Origin of the sequence: Berryella intestinalis (assembly GCF_000814825.1) — a bacterium.
In the GTDB taxonomy this organism is placed as follows: Bacteria; Actinomycetota; Coriobacteriia; order Coriobacteriales; family Eggerthellaceae; genus Berryella; species Berryella intestinalis.
Genome location: NZ_CP009302.1, coordinates 1,570,501 through 1,590,857, shown reverse-complemented (window position 1 = coordinate 1,590,857; position 20,357 = coordinate 1,570,501). Strand labels below are relative to the sequence as shown.

Sequence of the window (20,357 nt, the reverse complement as noted above, 5' to 3'; positions counted from 1 at the left end):
CTTGAGGTAGGCCTGGATGGGGTCTTCGCCCGCTTCGACCCGTTCCGTCTCGACGGCATGGCCGGGATCGACCGAGGCCTCGGCCGCGCTGGGGGCCTCGGCCGCCGCGGGGCCGTCTTTGCGGCTGTAGTACGCCTCGACGTCTTCGGGGCGGAAGCGGGAGCCGCAGAAATCGCAGGCGAGGTTGTTGGTCTGAGCCTCGAAGTGCAGACGTCCCCCGCACGAGGGGCATTGGTAGTTCGTCGATTCGGATGCCATGGAGCGCCTTTCGTTGAATTGCGAACCGCATCGTCGATGATAGCGGTTTTCCCAGGCGTATAATGCGTCGCGCATAATATCGCTTTTGTTTTCCAGACGTTTCCCGTAAGAGTTTGCATCAGATCCATGCACACGGTTCGAGAGGGGTTCCCGTGACGCGGCTTTTTTCCATTCTGGGCGATTCCATCAGCACGTTCGAAGGTGCGACGCGCGAGGGCTTCGCGGTGTTCTACGAAGGCGAGCGCCGTCGGGTTTGGGGTGTTGAAGCCGTCGAGGACACCTGGTGGATGCAGGTGGTCCGTCGGTGCGGGGGCGTTGTCGCGTCGAACGCGGCCTGGTCGGGATCGTGTGTCGAGGGGCCGGGCTACCCGGCGGGCGAAAGCCCCGAGCGCTCCTCTGCGCTGGCTTCGTCCGACGGCTCGGCTCCCGACGACATCCTGGTGTTTTTCGGGACGAACGACTACGGCTGGGGCGGGTTTCCAAACCAGCTGGCGGGCCGGGGAAACGCGATACCCTTCTGCGTTCAGGAAGAGCCCTGCGAGGACGTGCCGGCCGAGGGGGACGGCGCCTCTCCTGGCGTCTCGGCGTCGTTTCCGGCCGTCGAGAACGCCGTCTGCGGCTTTCGGGATGCTTACGGGCGCATGCTGTCGAACCTTCGGCGCGACTTCCCGGAGGCCCGAATATGGTGCGTCTCGTTGCTGGCGGGGCGCGTGAGTGGGTGCGGATCCCCGACGTTTCCCCGCGCGTACCGGGGCGCGCGCTTCGATGACTACAACGCGGCCATCGAGTCGGCGTGCCGCGATCACGGCTGCACGTTCTGTGCGGCCTCTTCGCTGGGATACGACTACGAAGCGCTCGACGGCACCCATCCCACCGGGCTGGGCATGCGCCAGATCGCCTGGATGGTGGAGGAGTGCATGCGCCGTGCGGGCGACGGGGTTCTGTCCGACCTGGACGTCCCCCCGTTTCCCGGAGGGGAGGGGTTTTTGTCGGCGGACCCCTGCGTAGCTTCGGGGAGGTCGTGCGTGGGCTGCGAGTACGCCCAATCCACGACGGCCCAATGGATGCATGTGTGCCGCCGCTTGATCGAGAGCGGGCCGTATCGAAGGTAGGGACCTCCTACCAGGCGTCGTCGGGGTGGTTGACCGAGCTGAGCGACCGGATGTCGCGGAAGTCGAACGACGCCCCGTTGATCTCCATGCGCCGGGATCGCGCGTCGATGCGCACGACGCTGCCCTCGGCCTGCTCGTAATGGTCCCTCCGGTAGTAGACGACGCTCACCGGATCCCCCGGCTCGAGGGACGCCAGGATCCGATTGAGGGATTCCTCCTCCTCTTCGAGGAGCTGGCAGCGTTCCTGGCGCTCGACGGCGGCGAGGGACATCAGGTTGCCGAGGCCCTTCAAGGCGGCGAAGGGCAGGTATTGTCGGGCCCTGTTCGCTTCGCTATGCACGGTGTCCTCCGATCTGGACGTTGCGCTGTCGGGCGGTTGCGCATTCCAGCGCATCGATTCCCCTGATGAGGGAGTTCTTTCCGTAGCGGTTTCTCACTTCTATGGAGGTGCGGCACAGCGCCCGCTCCCGCTCGAGCTCCCTTACGTCGGTGAACAGGTCGAGCGTCTCGCAGCTTTCCGCCTCGAGGCGCCCCAGCGCTATGCTCATCCGCTTTACGGGGCGCGCGGGATTGACCTTTTCCTCGTAGAGGGCGACGATTTGCTGCTCGAGGTAGCGTCGGGAGGACGTTTTGCGGGAGAGCTTCCTCGATGCCGATGCGGCGGTTTCGGGGGTGAACCGGCGCCTCTGGGTTCGGTAGACGCGCCCCGGCACCGTGTATCCCACCATGAGGGACACGTGTCCGGCCACCATCCGGCGCTCCACCAGCTCGAGGGCAGATTCGTACACCATCTCCTTCAGCACCACGAGCGCCTCGTCGAAGCTGTACTCCCGCATGAGGACCTGCCCGTTGGCGATCGACGTCGAACGGGGGCGGTACGACCTTATCTGGTCGATGGTGCAGTCTTCCCGTCCGTGCGCGTGGTCGATGAGCAGCTGGGCGTTGACGCCGAACTCCCGCTCGAGCAGCGATCGGTCGAGTCGGGTCACCCCTTCGAGGTCGACCACCCCGTGGCGTGCCAGCCGCTCGGCCGTCCCCGGTCCGATGTTCCATATGTCGGTGAGGGGGCGATGCCGCCAGACGGATGCCTTGAACGACGGTTCGTCCAGGTATCCGATGCGATCTTTTTCGCGCTTCGCCGTGATGTCCAGCGCCACCTTGGCCAAAAACAGGTTCGTGCCGATCCCCGCGGTTGCGTAGACGCCCGTTTCGGCGAGCACGGCGTCCATGAGCATGCGGGCGAACGACCGCGCGTCGGTGCGGTAGAGGGCCAGGTAGGGCGTGGCGTCGATGAAGCATTCGTCTATGGAGTACGCATACAGGTCGTTGGGGGACACGTAGCGCAGGTAAGTGCGGTAGATGAGGGACGAGACCTCCATGTACCGGCGCATGCGGGGGGTCGCGACGAGGTAGTCGATGCCGTCGGGTATCTCGAACAGGCGGCATCGGTTTTTCACCCCGCGCTCTTTCATGCGAGGGGTGATGGCGAGGCAGATGGTCGAGCGCCCGCGGTCGGGATCGGCCACCACCAGGTCGGTTGACAGCGGGTCCAGCCCGCGATCGACGCATTCCACGCTGGCGTAGAAGCTTTTCAAATCGATGCACAGATACGTGCGCACGCGCCCAAGGCCCCCCATGGCGCCCCCTTCTTTTTAGAACGTTTGTTCGATTACGGAGGGAATTGTCGCGCGGTTCGCGGGCGCGGTCAATCGAACAAACGATGGAGAATGGGCGGCGTTTCCCGAGCCGGCCTACCGAAGGGCGATCCAGGCCGCCGCGAAGGCGATGACGGCGCAGGCGCAGGCGAATGCGGCCACGGCCGCCCAGGGGATGCTCTCGAAAGGCGCCGCCCCTTCGCGCGCTTCGGCCGCCGCATCGCGGGAGAACGCCACGAAGCCCAGATAGTCTCCATTGTCGGCGAGATGGAGGCACTGCGTTTCGCCGTCGCCGAGGCGGGCTTCCAGCTCGCGGGCGGCCTGCGGGACGAACACGGACTGCACAGGCGCCTCGCGTTGGGACGCGATGGCCACCTTGTGGGAGCCGCTGGCGACGATGCGGCAGGTGGGAGACGTTTCGGTGACGGAATCGGCCACGATCTGCGGGAGATGTTCCTGCTGCGCGCCGTACGCGCGCAGGGCGCGCGCCCAGTCCGCATCGCTTCCCGAGGCGGCGCACAGCGCCAGGGCGACCAGGCGGTCGGCATCGTAGCGGGGGGAGAAGTTCTCGATCGCGGAAACGCGCATGCGGCTCCTTTCCGTTCGGGATCCGGCGCGCCTAGTCCAGCGAGAGCTCGGCGATGACGGCCTTCAGGGCGTCGGCCGATTCGCGCAGGCGCCGGTGCTCGTCTTCCGATATGGGGGCGGGCAGGTGGGAGTCGATGCCCTCGGCGCCGATGACGCTCACGATGCTGAGGGCCACGTCGCTGAGGCCGTACTCGCCTTCCAGCACGGTCGAGACGGTCATGACCGACTTCTCGTCGCGCACGATGGCCTCGCACAGGCGCTTCACCGAGGCGGCTATGCCGTAGTAGGTGGCGCCTTTCTTCGAGATGATCCGCCCGGCGCTGGTGCGCACCTCGTGCTCGACGCGCTCCATGAGCTTTTCGGCCTCGTCGATGCCGGCGTTTCTCAGGCATTCGGAAAGCGGGATGCCCGAGACGTTGGCCATGCTCCAGACGGGAAACTCGCTGTCGCCGTGCTCGCCGATGATGCGGGCGTGCACGTTGCGCGCGTCGAGGTGCAGGTGGGCGGCCAGGATGCTTTTGAACCGCGCGCTGTCGAGCATGGTGCCGGTGCCCATCACGCGGCTGCGCGGAAGCCCGGTGATCTTGGCGGCGACGTAGGTGAGCACGTCGACCGGGTTCGACACCATGATGAGGATGCCGTCGAAGGGGCGCCGCGAGAATTCCACCAGGATCGACTTCAGGATCGCGACGTTTCTCTGGACCAGGTCGAGGCGCGATTCCCCGGGTTTTTGGGCGGTTCCCGCCGTGATGATGGCGATGTCGGCGTCGATAAGGTCGTCGTAGCCGCCCGCGTAGATCTCCACCGGCCCGTAGAACGGGGTGCCGTGCCCGATGTCGAGCGCTTCTCCCTCGGCGCGCTCCCGGTTGACGTCGACCAACGCGATTTCCGAGAACAGGCCGCTTTCCATCAGGCTGAACGCCGATGTCGCGCCTACGAGGCCGCAGCCTATGATCACGGCTTTCCGGGTGTTCGACTGGGTCATGGAGCCTCCTATCGACGTCTGCGCGGCCCTCGCCCCGACGGGGCGCGCAGACGGCTTTCGCCCGCGCGGTGCGCTGAGCAGCATTCTAGGCTCTGTTTCGGTCGATTGTGTTTCGGGTTGCCGTTTTTCGCGAGAAAACGCCTCTGCGGGCTTTCCGTCGGAACCCGAACCGACGCGCGGGCCGCTGCGGCCGGCGCGTGCGCCGCCCGCAGCGCAAGGGGCCGTCCGCGCGTCGGCACCCGCAGCGCCCGTGCGCCCTAGAAGTCGTTGCGCTGCATGTTGAGGTAGTTCAGAAGCTCGCTTCGCTTGTGGATCTGCATCTTCTCGTAGATGTGGCGGATGTGGGTGTTCACGGTGTAGGGCGAGATGACCAGCTTGTCGGCCATGTTGTTGGTGGTGTACCCGCGCGCTATCAGCACGAGGATCTCGCTTTCCCGGCATGACAGCCCGAATTCCTCGGACACTTCGGCGCATATCTCGTCGATCTCGGCGCGCGAAGGGGGCGCGGCCGTGAGGGCGATCATGTTGAACTCCTGGCGCACGAGGGGGATCAGCAAGACGGCCAGGACGCAGATGAGCAAAAGGCAGGTTTCGGGCGTGATGGCCTCGGCCAGCCAGGGCGCGCGCTCGTATTCGACCGCCCAGGTGTTGCCGGCGGCGATGCCCGCGCGCACGAAGCCGCCCGAGAAGGCGAACGCCACCGCCGGGGTCACGTAGCCCTTCGACGTCAGGATACCGAAGTACATGATCAGCAGTATCTCCAGCAGCGACGAGACGCCGGTCGCCAGTATGAAGGCGGGAAAGAAGGTCTCCCGATCGGCTAAAAACAGCCCGAATGCGGTGATGATCAGCACGATCAGCCAGGGGTACATCTTGAATATGTTGGCCTTGTCCTTCGTGGCCAGGCTGATGCCGGCAAGTCCCAGCATGAGGACGGCCCCTCCCAGAACCCCCAGCGTGAAGCTGTGGTCTTTGGGCGGCAGCGCTTCCCAGGGGATGATGGCCACGAGGAAGTAGCAGGCTATGCTTGCGAGGAACGTGATGATGCTCACGGCCACCATGTTCTTCATGCCGCCCTGGGTGGCGCTGCGGGGCAGAAGGACGGGGAAGGCCCGCGCCCCGTCCCGTCGCGCCGCGACCAGCGCGATCCCGGAGACGATGGGGAGGGCGGCCGTGAAGAGGGTCGTGACGTAGGTCGGCAGGATCCACGCGACGCCCACGGTGATGAACAGGGTCAGGCCGAACGTCGTGCCGATGTGGCGCAGCGAGTAGCTGGCCTTGACGCATGCGTAGCGCTCGCCCCAAAGGATCCACATGGCCGATTCGGAGGCGCCCAGGAAGAACGAGAGCGCGTAGGAGATTTCCGGAGTGGCGAACACCTGGGGTATCAGGCACAGCGCCAGGGTGCCCGCCGCGGTGAGCCCGGGGGCGGCCGCGTAGAGCCACCGGTACGAGGACAGGTGGCGCTTGCGTCCCAAGCAGAACGCGATGAGAAGCAGGAAGACGACGGTCGCGCCCAGGTTCACGAGCCAGGCGATGGTCACGCGCTGGTCCAACAGCTCGGTGGCCGCGAACATATGCGGGACGAACCAAAGCGAGTAGTGCCACGCCAGCAGAAGCGCGAATCCCACGTACTTCGACGCGGGCCGGTGCCCCAGCATGTCGGCTATGTCGTTCGCTCCCTCTCTCAGCACTCCCGATGCCTCTTTGCTCGCTGTCATGAAGGCGACCCTCTTTTCTCTGTCTCGATTGCAGGGGCTAGCGATCGCGATGATCTGCTGGGATTTAGAAGGAAAGCCGATGTCGGCTGCCTGGTCACTATGCCCCGAAACTTATCACCAACGAATCATGAAGTCCTCGCAAGAAAATGAGTATTCGGGTAATTAGTGGCCATTTTGCGATGGCAAGCAAACTTCCCCTGAGCAGAATCAGCCCCATAGTCCGGCTTGGGGCCGCATGCCGCGAAGCGCGGCGGACGGTAAGGGTGCTGGGCGAACGTAAGGAGAAAGGAAGGAAGATGTCACTGCTTGCCAAGAGCAAGGGAGAGGTTACGTACAAGGATCTCTCCAAGCTCCACAAATGGGCGCTCGTCGTGCTCATTTCCATGGGGTCGTCCATCATCTACGCGCCGATGTACCTGAAAAGCGTGTTCTACGATCCCCTGATGCAGGCGCTCGGCTGCTCCAACGCCGACCTCGGCCTGATGGTGTCGGCGTACGGTCTGGCCGCCCTGATATGCTACCTGCCCTCCGGGATCGTGGCCGACAAGTTCCGCATGCGCACGCTGGCATGGGTGGGATTCATCGCCACGGCGGTGCTGGTGTTCGTGTACGCGACGCTGCCGTCCGTCCAGGTGTGCCTCGTGCTGTTCGTGCTGATGGGCATCACGTCCATCCTGGTGTGGTGGGGAACGCGCTTCAAGGTGATCCGCCTGTGCTGCGAGGAGAACGAGTACGCCTCCAAGATCGGCATCAGCTATTCGATCTACGGCGTGACCGGACTGATCGTCGGCCTGGTCAACGTCGCCATCGTGGCCGCCATCTCCGGCTCTCTGGGCGTGCAGGCCATGCTCGTGTTCCTGGGCGTCATGATCGCCCTTCTGGGCGTCGCCTCGTACTTCCTGATCCCCGACTTCAAAGGCGAGATCAACAAGGACGCCAAGCTGTTCAGCCTCAAGGAGGCGGCGACTGCGGTCAAGCATCCGGGCGTTCTGTGGGCCTGCGTCGCCTACTTCTGCGTGTACGCCGTCTACCAGGGAGCCACCTACACCACGCCCTACCTCACGCAGTGCTTCAGCGCAGACGGCAACCTGGTCAACGTGACCGGCCTCATCCGCACGTACGGCATCGGCCTTATCGCGGGCCCGGTGGTCGGCTGGATCGCCACGCGCATCAAGAGCCCCTCGAAGGCCATTCTGGGAGGCCTCGTGTTGTCCATCGCCATTCTGGGCGGGTTCCTCCTTCTGCCGCAGGATCCTGCCGGCGTCATGGTCGCCACGGTTCTGGTGGTGGTGTTCGGGTTCGCCACCTACGGTGCGTTCTCCATCGGATCGTCCCCGCTGTCCGAGGTGAAGATCCCGATGTCGATCTTCGGCACCGCCACCGGCATCCTCTCGGTCATCGGCTTTCTGCCCGACGTGTTCATCCACACGTGGTACGGCAGCATGATCGACGCCCAGGGCACCGCGGCGTTCCAGAGCATCTTCGGCTTCGAGATCATGTTCGGCGCGATCGGCTGCGTCTGTTTGGCCATGATGCTCCGCACGATGAAGAAGCGCCGCTGCGAGGAGCCCGCGGCCGAGGCGCCGTCTGCCGCCGACGCATCCTAAGGGGACGCCATGAACAAACTCGACGTCCTCTCGCTCATAAGCCCGCAGATGAAGGCGGTGCTTGCGAAGGAAAGCGAGCTGGCGGGCGACGCGAACGACACCAGCGTCGGCTTCGAGGCCATGCGCGCGAACTACGTCGCCGGGCGCGCGCACTGGGTCGAGGGAGGGCCGCGCATGGCCCTGAAGGCGGACGGGACCGTGGAAGGGCCCTTCGGCCCGATCCCCGTGCGCTTCTACTATCCCACCGAGGGCCGTGCCGCCGCTTCGGCGGCGGGCCGGCCCGAAAGCCCGGCCATCGTGTACGTCCATGGAGGCGGGTTCGTGCTGGGCAACCTCGACACGCACGACCGCATCTGCCGCATCCTCGCCCAGAAGACCGGGGTCGCGGTGGTCGCGGTGGACTACCGGCTCTCCCCGGAGTCGAAGTTTCCCAGCGCGGTGCGCGAGACCGCGGCCGTCGCGTCGTACCTGCACGAGCAGGGCGGCGCCCACGGGATCGACGGGGACGCGCTTTCGTTCGCGGGGGATTCCGGCGGCGCGCACCTCAGCCTCGCCGCGACGATGTACCTGCGCGAGGAGCTGGGCTCAAGCGAGTTCGTGAAGTGCCTGCTTCTGTACTACGGCTGGTTCGGCCTGGCCGATTCGTCGTCGATGCGCCTTCTGGGCGGGCCGTGGGACGGGCTTACCGAAGAGGACTGGCGGTTCTACATGCAGATGTACGCAGACGATCCGTCCGATCTGCAGAAGAGCCCGTACGCGAACCTGTTCCTCAACGACCTGACCCGCGACATGCCGGCCTGCTACATAGCGGCCGCCGAGTTCGACCCGCTGCGCGACGACAGCGCGACGCTGGCCGCCATATGCGACCAGTACGGCATCCCGCACCGCTACGAGGTGTTCGAAGGGGTTATCCACGCGTTTCTGCACTACACCAAGATGCTCGACGCGGCGAACGAGGCGCTGGGAAACGGCGCCGCGTTCTACCGCCGGCATCTGGGGCTGTAAAGGTATCCGAGCTCGCTTCGCGGGGATTGCGCCAAGCGAGCGCCTGCAAGGAGGATGGTTATGGATTTCAAACTGACCGACGAGCAAGAGCTGATCGTCGAGAGCTACCGCACCTATATGGAAAGCGAGAACTGGGAAACGTACTTCCACGAGTGCGACGAGAAGCACGAGTACCCGCTTCGCTGGGTGAAGGGCCTGTGCGATCTGGGATTCGACCAGATCATGCTTCCCGAAAGCCACGGCGGTCTGGGGCTCGAACAGCCGTGCGTGACGCTGATGGCCGTGTACGAGGTGCTGGGCCGATACGGCGCGCCCACCTATGTCCTGTACCAGCTTCCCGGCTTCGAGACGATCATCCGCGAGGGCAGCGAGGAGCAGATCGAGGCCGTGATGTCGACGCTGGGCTCGGGCGAGCAGATCTGGAACTCGGCCTGTACCGAGCCGGGCGCGGGCTCCGACGTGGGAGCGCTCGCCACCACGTACCGGCGCGAGAACGGCAAGATATACTTGAGCGGCACCAAGACCTTCATCACTTCGTCGGCGGGTGTGAAGTACCTGGTCATCATGGCGAAAAACGCTGACGATCCCTCGATGTTCACCGAGTTCTTCGTCGATATGTCCAAGCCGGGGGTGAGGCTGTCCCCCCTCACCAAGCTGGGGCTGCGCATGGACAGCTGCTGCGAGGTGTACCTAGACGACGTCGAGCTCGAGGAGAAGGACATCTTCGGGAAAGAGGGCAACGGCTTCATGCGCGGCGTCTCCGACTTCAACTTCGAGCGCTGGCTGGTGGGTGCGTGCGACTACGGCACCGCCATCTGCGCTTTCGAGGACGCCATGAAGCACTCCAACACGCGCACGGCGTTCGGCAAGCCCATCGGCAGGTTCCAGCTGAACCAGCTCAAGATCACCGAGATGTGCATCAAGCTGACGAACATGAAGAACATGCTGTACGAAGCCGCGTGGAACGCCGACAACAACGGGGGAGACTTCGACCCGGCCGCCGCGGCCATGTGCAAGTACTACTGCGCCAACGCCGCGTTCGAGGTGACCGACGACGCCATGCAGATCATGGCCGGCATCGCCGTGGCAAGTGAGCACCGCATCAACCGCATCTGGCGCGACCTGCGCGTCGATCGCGTCTCGGGCGGCACCGACGAGATGATGATCCTCGCCACGTCCAAGGGCGCGTCCCTCAAGTACCGCCAGTAAAACCGCCGCCGGCCGGCCCCGAGCACGGCGCCTCGGGGCCGGCGCGCGGCTTCTTCCGAGCGGATGCGCGAGGGCATCCGCCCATCTCAGACGAACAGGAGGACTGAAACCATGGCGATTCCCACCGAGAAACCGTCCTACGGGCCGCTCGACGGCGTGAAGGTGGTGTACGCGGCCGTCGAACTGGCCTGCCCCAAGGCGGCCGACCTGCTGGCCGATTGGGGTGCCGACGTCATCTGGCTGGAGAACACGGGCGCGGGCGACACCATCCGCGACACCGCCTACATCAAGCAGGCGGAGCGCCGCAACCAGCGCTCGGTCGCGCTGAACTACTTCTCCGACGAGGGCAAGAAGGTGTTCTTCGACCTGGTTCGGGACGCCGACATCTTCATGGAGGCCTCGAAGGGCGGGACCTGGGCCCGCAAGGGCATCACTGACGAGGTCCTGTGGGAGCTGAACCCGAAGATGGTCATCGTGCACGTCTCCGGCTTCGGCCAGGAAGGCGACCCGAAGATGGTCAAGCGCGCCGCCTACGATCTGACGGTCATGGCGTATTCCGGCATCATCATGCAGAACGGCACCGAAGAGCAGCCGATGCTTCCCGGGCCGTACGCCGGCGACTACTTCAACACGCTCATGATCGCCTCGTCGGCGCTGTCCGCCCTGTACAAGGCCGAGAAGAGCGGCCAGGGCGAATCCATCGACCTGGCCATGCACGAGACGCTGCTCGCCATCGGCCAGTACTACCTGGTCGATTACCTGAACGAGGGCATCAAGTGGCCCCGTCCCGGCGCGCGCAACCAGAACCTGTGCGGTATCGGCGAGTTCAAGTGCAAAGACGGCTTTTTGGGCGTGTGCCTGTACGGCGTCGACCAGAACAAGTACTTCCTCGAGACCATCGGCCTGGGGCACCTGTGGGGCACCGAGGCCATCCCCGAGGACACGTCGGGCCTGTGGCTGTCCAACCCGCATGCCGACGAGATCCAGCGCGCGTTCGAGGCGTTTTGCCTGGAGAACTCCAAGTACGACATCGAGCGGGACTTCGCCGAGCACCGCATTGCGGCCCAGGTGGTCAACGATATGGAAGACCTCGTGGAAGAAGAGCACCTCAAGCTGCGCGGGACCTGGGTCGATTGGGAGACGGCCGACGGCGACACCTTCCATGGCCTGGGGGTGTTCCCGAAGTTCAAGAACAATCCCGGCCGCATCTGGCGCCCGATGCCCCCGCAGGGCGGAGACACCGTCGACGTGATGACGAAGCTGGGCTACACGCGCGAGCGCATCGACGAGCTGGCCGAGGCCGGCGTGGTCAAGATCGGCGAATAGGGCCGCGCGGGCGGTTCTTATCGGCTGGGGGCAGGGTGCGAAAGGAAGGGGAGTCGTGGCCGACATCGTGGGAAACGATACGCTGAGAAGCCTGTGGGACAGGCTCGAGCGCGACTGCGGCGATCGGGAGTTCCTCGTTTTCCAAGACCGGTGGGGAAGCGAGCGGACCTACACCTACCGCGCCTTCAACCGGGAGATCGACCGCACGGCGAACCTCTTCCTATCGTTGGGCGTCGAGCGCGAAGAGCGGGTCGCCGTGCAGATGCGCACCTGTCCCGAGTTCATCATGTGCCTGTTCGGCTTGGCGAAGATAGGGGCCGTCATGGTCCCGATGAACGAGCAGTACCTGGCCGACGAGGTGGCTTACGCTCTCGAGCGCACGGGTGCGACCTTTGCGGTGGCCGAAGGGGCCTTCGCGGGGATCTACCGCGACCTTTGCGACCGGCGGGCGATCGCTCCCGAAAGGGTGCTCATCGCCCGTCGGGGAGGCGACGGGTGCGAGGGAGGGGTCCGAACCTGCGAAAGCGGTCCGCTCTCCGCTTGCGGCCAGAGCTTCCCGGGTGACGGCGCTTGCGGTGACGTCGGGGATGGTTTTTCCGACTTCGACTGCGCGCGCGCCGCCCAGCCCGCCGAGCTGGGCGAGGTTTCGCCCCTTTCTTCCGACGACGTGGCCGAGATCATGTTCACGTCGGGAACCACGGCCTGTCCGAAAGGGGTTGTGCTCACCCATGCGAACATGCTGTTCAGCGGCGTATACGGGGCGTGGGAGGTGGCTTTAGGGGAAAACGACCGCCTCCTGTCGACCATGCCGGCCTGCCATTCCAACTTCCAGCTGGCCGCGCTTACCCCGGTGCTTGCGGCGGGCGCCACGCTGATCGTGGTCGAGCGCTACAGCGCCCGTAGGTTCTGGAGTCAGATCAGGGGCTATCGGGCTACGGTCACCCAGTGCGTCGCCATGATGCTGCGCACGCTGCTGCTGCAGCCCGTCGATCCCGCCGAGCGCGACCACTGCCTGCGCACGATGCTGTACTTCCTGGCGGTGTCGGACGACGAGAAGGAGCGCTTCGAGAAGCGCTATCGCGTATCGCTTGCGAACACGTACGGATCGACGGAATCGGTGGGATGGGTCCTTACCGACCCACCCACCGGTCAGCACCGCTGGCCCAGCGTCGGTCGTCCCGGCCTGGGTTACGAAGTGCGCATCGTGCGCGATGACGGAAGGCCGGCCGCCGCGTACGAGGTGGGCGAGATCCAGGTGCTGGGCGTGCGGGGCCGCACCGTGATGAGGGGGTACTTCGACGACCCCGATCAGACGGCCCGCGCCTTCACCGCGGATGGATGGATGCGGACCGGGGACAAGGGATATCGGGACGATGAGGGCTGGTTCTTCTTCGTGGACCGCAAGTCCAACATGATCAAGCGCGCGGGAGAGAACATCTCGGCAAGCGAGATCGAACGCGTGCTGGCGCAGCATCCCGACATCGACGAGGCCGCGGTTATCGGAGTGCCCGATCCCATTCGCGACCAAGCGGTCAAGGCGTTCGTGAAGCCGGTTGCGGGGCGCTTCCTCACGGAAGGCGAGGTGGTGTCGTTTTGCGCAGAGCGCATGGCGGCCTTCAAGGTTCCCTCGTTCGTCCAGATCGTCGCCGATTTCCCCCGCACGTGCTCAATGAAGATCGAGAAGAGGCTTTTGCATTAGTCGGTCGGCGTTGTCGAACGGGAGGTGGATATGCCGTCAGAGAGAAGCATGGACGATGCGGCTATGACGCCGTTTCTGCGCAAGATCACGTTTTTCTCCAGCGGAGGGTCGTTTCTCGACGGGTACGTGCTCTCCCTCATTGGGGTGGCCCTCACTCAGATCGCACCGCAGTTCGACCTGACGGGAACCTGGAGCGCGGCCATCGGGGCCTCGGTCCTGCTGGGTATTTTCGTGGGAACCATCGCAGGGGGCTACCTCACCGACCTCATCGGGCGCAAGAAGATGTTCGTCGTCGATATCGTGGCGATCGGGCTATTCTCGGTTTTGAGCGTGCTCTGCTCGACGCCGCTTCAGCTGGTGATCGCGCGGTTCCTCATCGGCGTGTTCGTGGGGGCCGACTACCCGATAGCCACGTCGCTGATCGCGGAGTTCACGCCGAAGCGGCATCGGAGCATCTCGATGGGCATGGTTTCGGCGGCCTGGTACCTGGGGGCTACGGCGGCGGCGTTCGTGGGCTACTTCCTACACGACGTCGATCACGGATGGCAGTGGATGCTGGGAAGCGCGGTCGTTCCCTGCATCGTGCTGCTCGTCGGGCGCCACGACGTCCCCGAGTCTCCCCTGTGGCTTGCGCAGAAGGGCCGCGCCGACGAAGCCGCCGCGGTGATGCGCAGCGTGTTCGGCGAAGGCGTGTCGCTCCCTGCGCAGTCCACGGGGGCGAAGACGGATATGCGCAAGGTGTTTTCCCCGGGCTACCTGGGGCGCATCGTGTTTCTGGGGATCCTTACGCTGTGCCAGGTGGTCCCCATGTACGCCATATACACCTTCGGTCCCGACATCATGGCGGCCTTCGGGCTGGGGCAGGGCCGCGAGGCCATCCTGGGCGAAAGCGCCGTCAGCTTGTTTTTCCTGGTCGGATCGATTCCGGCGATGTTTTGGCTGAATTCGATGGGCCGTAGGCCCCTGCTCATCGGATCGCTTGCGCTGATGGCGGTCGGGCTGACGGTGCTGGGGGTGTTTCCTGACGCGCCGATCTGGGTCATCGTGGCCGCTTTCGGTCTGTACGCGTTTTTCAGCGGGGGTCCGGGGATCTTGCAGTGGCTGTATCCCAACGAGCTGTTCCCGACCGAGGTGCGGGCGACGGCGGTGGGGACGGCCATCGCGTTTTCGCGCATCGGCACCATCGTGGCGACGTACGGCACGCCTCTTTTCATGCAGGCTTACGGCATCGGGCCCACGATGCTGGTCGCGGCCGGTTTGGTGGTTTCGGGCCTGGTGCTGTCGGTGGCCTTCGCGCCCGAGACCAAGGGCAGGTCGCTTTCGGAGACGAGCTCGCTTCGCCCGGGTGCCTAGCCGAAGCGCCGGGGGTGGAAAAAGCGGGGGGAGGAAGGGCCGCGCGGCCCTTCCTCCCCCCGTCGTGCGTTCGGGAAACCCGGTTTCCTAACGGCCCTGCCATTTCGGCTCGCGCTTCTCCACGAACGCAGCCGGCCCCTCGATGCCGTCGGCGGTCTTCTCCAGGAAGCGGTAGGCGGCGTCGGAATAGCGCATCGCGTCTTCTTCCGACATCTGATCCGCCGCGTGCACGATGTACTTCGTCCACTTCAGGGCCAAAGGAGCGTTCTTCAGGCACGCTTCGGCCAGCTCGATGGCCTTGTCCAGCACCTGCTCGGCGGGAACGACGTAGTTGATCAGCCCCAGCTCCTTCGCTTCGGGGGCCTTGATCTTCTTGCCGGTCAGCAAAAGCTCCATGCAGTCCTTGCGGTTCACGTCGCGGGCCAGGCGCACGATCCCGCCGGTGGAGGCGATGATCCCCAGGCCGACCTCGGTGCAGCCGAACTTCGCGTTCTCGGCGGCGACCACCATGTCGCAGGACAGCGCTATCTCCATGCCGCCGCCTGCCGCCGAGCCGTTGCACGCGGCGATGACCGGTTTGGAGCACAGGCGCGCCGTCAGACCTCCGAAGCCGTGCTCGGTCACGGTCTGGCACTCCCCGCCCTCGCTCAGCTCGGAGAGGTCCTCGCCGGCGCAGAACACCTTGCCGGTCCCGGTCACGATGATGGCGCGAACCGACGGATCGGTCTCGGCGTTGTTCATGATGTTCTCCATGGCCTTGGAAGTCGCGCCGTTCAGCGCGTTGGCCACGTCGGGTCGGTTGATCCTGATGGTCAGCAGACCGTCCTCTCGCAGTTCCGATACGACGGTTTCGGTTCCGTGGTAGTTCGTCATCGTCCCTCCCTGGTTGTTGCGGGCCTGTTTGTCTCGCGCTGCATCGAGCGCTTCAGGGACATGCTAGTCGCCGCCTATCGGGCACGCATCGCAAACAGGGCGCTAATTTCCAGGTCACACGAGGGTAGTTAAAAACAGGCTATAGCCAGATTCTAGGTAGCGCCGGTTTCACGGAGATCTTGCGATGACAGCGGGCGCACCTCGGCCCACACTTCGGTCACGCTTCGAGTGCGCGGGCCCGGTATTCGCCCCGCATTCGATCAAACCGAGCGAAAAGGAAAGGTGAGAGATGAAAATCGTCGCTGCGTTCAAGGTGGTTCCCGACGATCAGGACATCCAGGTGCTCCAGGACGGCTCGCTGGACTACTCCAAGGCGAAGGGGGTCGTGTCCGCCTACGACCTGAACGCCCTCGAGTTTTCCGCCCGCCTCGCCGCGGAGACCTCCGGATCGGTGACCGCCGTGTCGGTCGGACCGGCTTCGATCGACGATCCCAAGCTGAAGAAGAACGTGCTCGCCCGGGGCATCGACGAGCTGGTTATGGCGGCCGACGACAGGTACGGGGATCTTGACGCGCATGCCGCGGCCGAGGCGCTGGCCGTGCTCGTCGGGAATGCGGCGCCGTTCGACCTCGTCGTGTGCGGCGGGGGCTCTGCCGACAACTACGCCCAGCAAGTGGACATCCAGCTGGCGGCGAAGCTGGGCCTCCCCGTTGTGAACGGGGTGACGAAAGCCGAGGTCGGCGCATCGTCTCTCGTGGTCGAACGGGTTACCGAGCAGGCCGTTGAAACCATCGAGGTCCCTCTTCCCGCAGTCGTGTCCGTGCTTCCCGACGCGGCCGAGCCCCGCATCCCGGGCATGAAGGACATCCTCGCGGCGGGGAAAAAGCCCATGAGCACGGTCGATGCCGGCGAGCCGGCCGCGCGCGCGGTCGAGGTCGCCTCCTGCAAGGCCCCCAAGGGCGCCGAGCGCAAGCTCGAGGTTCTGGATGCATCGGACGACGGCGCGATCGAGCGCTTCGTCGCAGCGCTCAAGGCATCTCTGTAAAGCCGCTTCGGATAACGCGGTTGGAAGGAAGGTTGGTACACCAATGAAAGCACTTGTCATCACCGAGGGAACCGAAGCGGCACGCGAGCTTTCCGCAGGCGCCCGCCTCATGGCCGACGAGGTCGTCCTGGTATCGTTTTCCGATGCGCCCGGAAACGTCGCCGACAAGGTGGCGAAGGTCTCGGTTCCGGAGGGGTTCGTCCTAGACGACGCCGCCGACACCGTGATCTCGGTATTCGCATCAGAGCGTCCGGGGGTCGTCCTGGTCGAGCCTACGCGCCGCCTGAAGGCGGTCGCAGGTCGCCTGGCCGCCCATGCCGGCACGGCGGTCGTCACCGACGCGACCGGCTTTTCCGATGAGGGCGCCAAGAGCCTGTATTTCGGCGGCGTCGCGGAGCGCGTTCAGAAACCCGCCGGCGACGTGGCCGTTTACACGGTGCCCGCGGGCGTGTTCGACGGCTCGGACGCAACGGGCGCCGGCGTCGAGGAAGAGGTCGCCTGGGTCGCCCCGGCCAACCCTCTGAAGCTGGTGTCGTCGAGGCCCCTTCAGCGAAGCGGCGTCGATCTGGGCAAGGCCGACGCGGTCGTTGCGGCCGGGCGCGGGTTCACCGAAGAGTCCCAGCTCGATCTGGCCCGCGCGCTGTGCGAGAAGCTGGGGGCGGGGCTGGGCTGTTCCAGGCCGTTGACGGAAGGGGTCGACTGGCTTCCCACCGAGACCTACATCGGCGTGTCCGGCCTCATGATCTCCCCGAAGGTCTACGTCGCTTGCGGTATCTCGGGGCAGATGCAGCACATGGTGGGATGCAACCGCTCCAACACGGTGTTCGCGATCAACAAGGACAAGAACGCCGCGGTGTTCAAGCAATGCGATTACGGCCTGGTGGGCGACATCAAAGAGGTTCTGCCGGCCCTGACGGCCGCTCTGTAAGGGGGAAACGGTGTCCGATACCGATTTCGACGCGATAGTCGTCGGCTCCGGATGCGCCGGGGCCGTGGCCGCATACGTGCTGGCCCGCGCGGGCAAGAGCGTTCTGGTGGTCGAGCGGGGTAACTTCGCCGGCGCCAAGAACATGACGGGCGGCCGCATCTACTCGCATGCCCTGAAGGAGGTGTTCCCGAACTTCGAGGAGGAAGCGCCCCTCGAGCGCCGGATCACCCACGAGCGCATGGTCCTGATGGACGCCCGCGCGGCCACGACCATCGATTTCACCAGCGACGAGCTGGCGGCCGAAGGCCGGGACTCCTACTCGGTCCTGCGCGCGCCGTTCGACCAGTGGCTCGCCTCCAAGGCCGAGGAGGCGGGTGCCGAGTACATCTGCGGCATCGCGGTGGAAGAGCTCATCAAGGACGGATCGGGGAAGGTCGTGGGAGTCCGTGCCGGCGAAGACGAGATAACGGCCCAGGCGGTGGTGCTCGCCGAGGGCGCCAACCCCCTCCTCGCCGAGAAGTGCCTGGGTAACCCGCGCCCGAAGCCCAGCCAGATGGCCGTAGGGATCAAGCAGGTGTTCGAGTTGGCCCCTTCGCAGATCGAGGATCGCTTCCTGTGCCCGGAGGGGCAGGGCGCGGCCATGCTGTTCGTGGGAGACTGCACGCATGGCAACGTCGGCGGAGGGTTCCTCTACACGAACAAAGAGTCGATCAGCCTGGGCCTCGTGGCGACCATCGAGACGGCGGCCCGCGGGTCGAACCCCCATTCGATCTGCCGGATGCTCGAGGACTTCAAGCGCCACCCGGCGGTCGCCCCCATCATCCGAGGCGCGAAGCTGGCCGAGCATTCCGGGCACATGGTTCCCGAAGGCGGGTTCGACATGGTTCCCGAATACGTGTTCGACGGGTGCGTCATCGCCGGTGAAACGGCGGGCCTGTGCATGAACATGGGTTACCAGGTGCGCGGGATGGACTTCGCCGTGGCTTCGGGGCGCATGGCCGCCGAGGCCGTCATCGAGGCCATCGATCGGGGCGATACCGGCAAGGAGGGCCTCGCATCCTACCGCACGCGCATGGAGGGGTCCTTCGTGATCGGGGATCTGAAGACGTTCCGGCGCTGGCCGCATACCATGGAGGGGTGGGACTCCCTGTTCAAGGATTACCCGTCTCTGGCGAAAGAGCTGATGAACGAGCTTTTCGTTGTGAACGGGGCCCCTCAGGCGCCGCTGATGAAGCGCATGATGCCCGTGTTGAAGAAGAGAGGGCTCATTAAGCTGGCTCTCGAGATGAGGGGAGCGTGCAAGGCCCTATGAGCAACGCCGAGATGCATACCGTCAACGTCGACGAGTTCCTCGCATTGGACAAATACGAGGTCGATGAGGAGAACGCCCACATCGAGCTTGCGAAGGACCCCGATATCGACGAGTTCATGAAGCTGGTGCGCGTGTGCCCGGCGGCCCTGTACCGTGTAGACGAGGGAGGGGCGCTGTCGTTCGATTACGCCGGGTGCCTGGAGTGCGGGACCTGCCGTATCGCATGCGGGGACACGATCGTCGTCAAATGGGAGAACCCGCAGCCCACGATGGGCGTCGAGTACCGCTTCGGATAGTTCGTCCGAGCTCTTTGCAGCTGCGGCGCGCCGGTCGGGATTCCCGGTCGGCGCGCTGCGGCATCGCGCTCGTTTCGCGGCGCAGAGCGCTCGGCGCCCGTGTTCGCGCAGCGCTGCTTGCCTTCTACCCGCATTCGGGTTACAATGCAGCGGTTCGCGTCTACGGGCGCGTCGCTACTTCGAGCCGACAAGGCGGCTCGCGTGCCGAAACCGCAGCGCCCAGCGCCGGCTTTCGGGACACGCAGAATACCTGGCGGTCCCCTCCTCGGTTCCGAGGATGCGCGGACTGCGCGATCTTGAGAGTCGCGCGCCTGACATGCAGGCATTACGAGCCATCGGCCCAGAAGGGCGGGGGATGGTCGGAATTTTTTTGTGCTCAAAAAATCCCAAGCATTTCAGACTGAACATCTGCTAGCATCTAGAGTTGCTGCTTACTGTCGATTTGCTTATGCAAAGGAGCACTTTTGACCAAACAAGATGTCATCGAGCTCGAAGGAACCGTGCAAGAAGCATTGCCCAACGCAATGTTTCGCGTCGAACTCGAGAACGGCCACACCATCTTGGCCCATATCTCCGGAAAGATGCGCATGCACTACATCAAGATCCTTCCCGGGGACAAGGTGACGGTGGAGCTTTCCGTGTACGACCTCAACCGAGGGCGCATCACGTACCGCTTCAAGTAGCGACCGCTTTTTCTGAACGGTCGCGTTTTCGACTTTTCAGACAAAGCGACGATCGCGCTTCCCGCTCGCGGGCCGCGCGCTGTCGCTCGTTTGGCTCGGAGAGCCTTTTCCAAGCAGGTAGCAGGGCAGACAACAACGGCAGCGGCTGGCCGTTTGAGATAGACGAATTGGTAGAACGCCGAAAGGAAGAAAACATGAAGGTACGCCCTTCGGTCAAGAAGATGTGCGATAAGTGCAAAATCGTGCGTCGCCACGGCAAGATCTTTGTGATCTGCGAAAACCCGCGTCATAAACAGCGTCAAGGCTAGAAAGAGGAGATAAGCATATGGCTCGTCTTGTTGGTGTCGACCTCCCGCGCGAAAAGCGCGTCGAGATCGGTCTGACCTACATCTACGGCATCGGTCTGACGACTTCCAAGAAGATTCTTGCGGAAACCGGTGTCAACCCCGACACCCGCTGCAATGACCTGACGGAAGACGATCTGTCCAAGCTCCGCGACTACATCCAGGGCAACCTCACGGTCGAGGGCGACCTGCATCGCGAGGTTTCCCAGAACATCAAGCGCCTCATGGAGATCGGTTGCTACCGAGGCCTGCGCCATCGTCGTGGCCTGCCCGTTCGCGGTCAGCGCACCCACACGAACGCTCGTACGCGCAAGGGTCCTCGCAAGCAAATCGGCGGCAAGAAGAAGTAGGGGTAGCT

Annotated in this window: 20 protein-coding genes; 14 read left to right on the top strand and 6 right to left on the bottom strand. The window is 64.7% G+C overall.

All coding sequences use genetic code 11. The annotated features are described in order from the left end of the window. Positions 1-410: 410 nt before the first annotated feature. Positions 411-1,370: an SGNH/GDSL hydrolase family protein gene (locus tag JI75_RS06990; RefSeq protein ID WP_039689818.1), complete on the top strand. Its 960-nt coding sequence runs from the start codon at positions 411-413 to the stop codon at positions 1,368-1,370. Positions 1,371-1,377: 7 nt separating this feature from the next. Here JI75_RS06990 and JI75_RS06985 read toward each other — a convergent pair whose 3' ends face one another. The 5 genes from JI75_RS06985 to JI75_RS06965 all read right to left on the bottom strand — a co-directional run bounded on the left by JI75_RS06985 (position 1,378) and on the right by JI75_RS06965 (position 6,319). Beyond that, positions 1,378-1,710 carry a hypothetical protein gene (locus JI75_RS06985; protein WP_039689817.1) on the bottom strand — a complete coding sequence of 111 codons (333 nt, stop codon included), beginning with the start codon at positions 1,708-1,710 and terminating at the stop codon, positions 1,378-1,380. Continuing rightward, positions 1,703-3,007: a Y-family DNA polymerase gene (locus tag JI75_RS06980; RefSeq protein WP_039689816.1), complete on the bottom strand. Its 1,305-nt coding sequence runs from the start codon at positions 3,005-3,007 to the stop codon at positions 1,703-1,705. Before JI75_RS06980 ends, JI75_RS06985 begins: the two co-directional genes overlap by 8 nt. Positions 3,008-3,121: 114 nt before the next feature. Beyond that, positions 3,122-3,613 (bottom strand): hypothetical protein, encoded by a 492-nt coding sequence (locus tag JI75_RS06975; RefSeq protein ID WP_039689815.1) that lies wholly within the window; start codon positions 3,611-3,613, stop codon positions 3,122-3,124. A gap of 31 nt (positions 3,614-3,644) precedes the next feature. Further along, positions 3,645-4,598, bottom strand: coding sequence for an L-lactate dehydrogenase (locus tag JI75_RS06970; protein WP_039689813.1), 954 nt, complete (start codon positions 4,596-4,598; stop codon positions 3,645-3,647). Between the two features lie 257 nt (positions 4,599-4,855). Then, positions 4,856-6,319, bottom strand: coding sequence for a helix-turn-helix transcriptional regulator (locus JI75_RS06965; protein WP_039689811.1), 1,464 nt, complete (start codon positions 6,317-6,319; stop codon positions 4,856-4,858). Positions 6,320-6,615: 296 nt separating this feature from the next. On the opposite strand from JI75_RS06965, the gene JI75_RS06960 reads away from it, so the two are divergent. The 6 genes from JI75_RS06960 to JI75_RS06935 all read left to right on the top strand — a co-directional run bounded on the left by JI75_RS06960 (position 6,616) and on the right by JI75_RS06935 (position 14,518). Then, the gene (locus JI75_RS06960; protein ID WP_039689809.1) at positions 6,616-7,926 is read left to right on the top strand and encodes an MFS transporter; all 1,311 of its coding nucleotides are present in this window, start codon (positions 6,616-6,618) and stop codon (positions 7,924-7,926) included. Between the two features lie 9 nt (positions 7,927-7,935). After that, on the top strand, positions 7,936-8,931 hold the full coding sequence (gene aes, locus JI75_RS06955; protein WP_039689807.1) for an acetyl esterase: 996 nt from the start codon (positions 7,936-7,938) through the stop codon (positions 8,929-8,931). A 60-nt stretch (positions 8,932-8,991) separates the two neighbouring features. Beyond that, the gene (gene caiA, locus JI75_RS06950; RefSeq protein WP_039689805.1) at positions 8,992-10,140 is read left to right on the top strand and encodes a crotonobetainyl-CoA dehydrogenase; all 1,149 of its coding nucleotides are present in this window, start codon (positions 8,992-8,994) and stop codon (positions 10,138-10,140) included. A 111-nt stretch (positions 10,141-10,251) separates the two neighbouring features. After that, complete coding sequence (gene caiB, locus JI75_RS06945; protein WP_039689802.1) at positions 10,252-11,466, top strand: L-carnitine CoA-transferase; 1,215 nt, start codon at positions 10,252-10,254, stop codon at positions 11,464-11,466. 55 nt (positions 11,467-11,521) lie between these two features. After that, positions 11,522-13,165 (top strand): crotonobetaine/carnitine-CoA ligase, encoded by a 1,644-nt coding sequence (gene caiC / locus JI75_RS06940; RefSeq protein WP_039689800.1) that lies wholly within the window; start codon positions 11,522-11,524, stop codon positions 13,163-13,165. A gap of 30 nt (positions 13,166-13,195) precedes the next feature. Further along, positions 13,196-14,518, top strand: a complete 1,323-nt coding sequence (locus JI75_RS06935; protein ID WP_039689798.1) for an MFS transporter — start codon at positions 13,196-13,198, stop codon at positions 14,516-14,518. 87 nt (positions 14,519-14,605) lie between these two features. On the opposite strand, the gene JI75_RS06930 is transcribed toward JI75_RS06935, so the two are convergent. Then, positions 14,606-15,391, bottom strand: coding sequence for an enoyl-CoA hydratase/isomerase family protein (locus tag JI75_RS06930; RefSeq protein WP_039689796.1), 786 nt, complete (start codon positions 15,389-15,391; stop codon positions 14,606-14,608). Between the two features lie 289 nt (positions 15,392-15,680). On the opposite strand from JI75_RS06930, the gene JI75_RS06925 reads away from it, so the two are divergent. The 7 genes from JI75_RS06925 to rpsM all read left to right on the top strand — a co-directional run bounded on the left by JI75_RS06925 (position 15,681) and on the right by rpsM (position 20,349). Continuing rightward, positions 15,681-16,436 (top strand): adenine nucleotide alpha hydrolase family protein, encoded by a 756-nt coding sequence (locus tag JI75_RS06925; protein ID WP_039689794.1) that lies wholly within the window; start codon positions 15,681-15,683, stop codon positions 16,434-16,436. 43 nt (positions 16,437-16,479) lie between these two features. Then, complete coding sequence (locus tag JI75_RS06920; RefSeq protein WP_039689792.1) at positions 16,480-17,364, top strand: electron transfer flavoprotein subunit alpha/FixB family protein; 885 nt, start codon at positions 16,480-16,482, stop codon at positions 17,362-17,364. A gap of 10 nt (positions 17,365-17,374) precedes the next feature. After that, positions 17,375-18,676 (top strand): FAD-dependent oxidoreductase, encoded by a 1,302-nt coding sequence (locus JI75_RS06915; protein ID WP_039689790.1) that lies wholly within the window; start codon positions 17,375-17,377, stop codon positions 18,674-18,676. Next, complete coding sequence (locus JI75_RS06910) at positions 18,673-18,972, top strand: ferredoxin family protein (RefSeq protein WP_039689788.1); 300 nt, start codon at positions 18,673-18,675, stop codon at positions 18,970-18,972. Before JI75_RS06915 ends, JI75_RS06910 begins: the two co-directional genes overlap by 4 nt. A 464-nt stretch (positions 18,973-19,436) precedes the next feature. Further along, positions 19,437-19,655, top strand: coding sequence for a translation initiation factor IF-1 (gene infA / locus JI75_RS06905; protein ID WP_039689786.1), 219 nt, complete (start codon positions 19,437-19,439; stop codon positions 19,653-19,655). A 194-nt stretch (positions 19,656-19,849) separates the two neighbouring features. Further along, positions 19,850-19,963: a 50S ribosomal protein L36 gene (gene rpmJ / locus JI75_RS06900; protein ID WP_039689784.1), complete on the top strand. Its 114-nt coding sequence runs from the start codon at positions 19,850-19,852 to the stop codon at positions 19,961-19,963. Between the two features lie 17 nt (positions 19,964-19,980). Next, positions 19,981-20,349, top strand: a complete 369-nt coding sequence (gene rpsM, locus JI75_RS06895; protein WP_039689782.1) for a 30S ribosomal protein S13 — start codon at positions 19,981-19,983, stop codon at positions 20,347-20,349. The last annotated feature ends 8 nt before the right edge of the window (positions 20,350-20,357 follow it).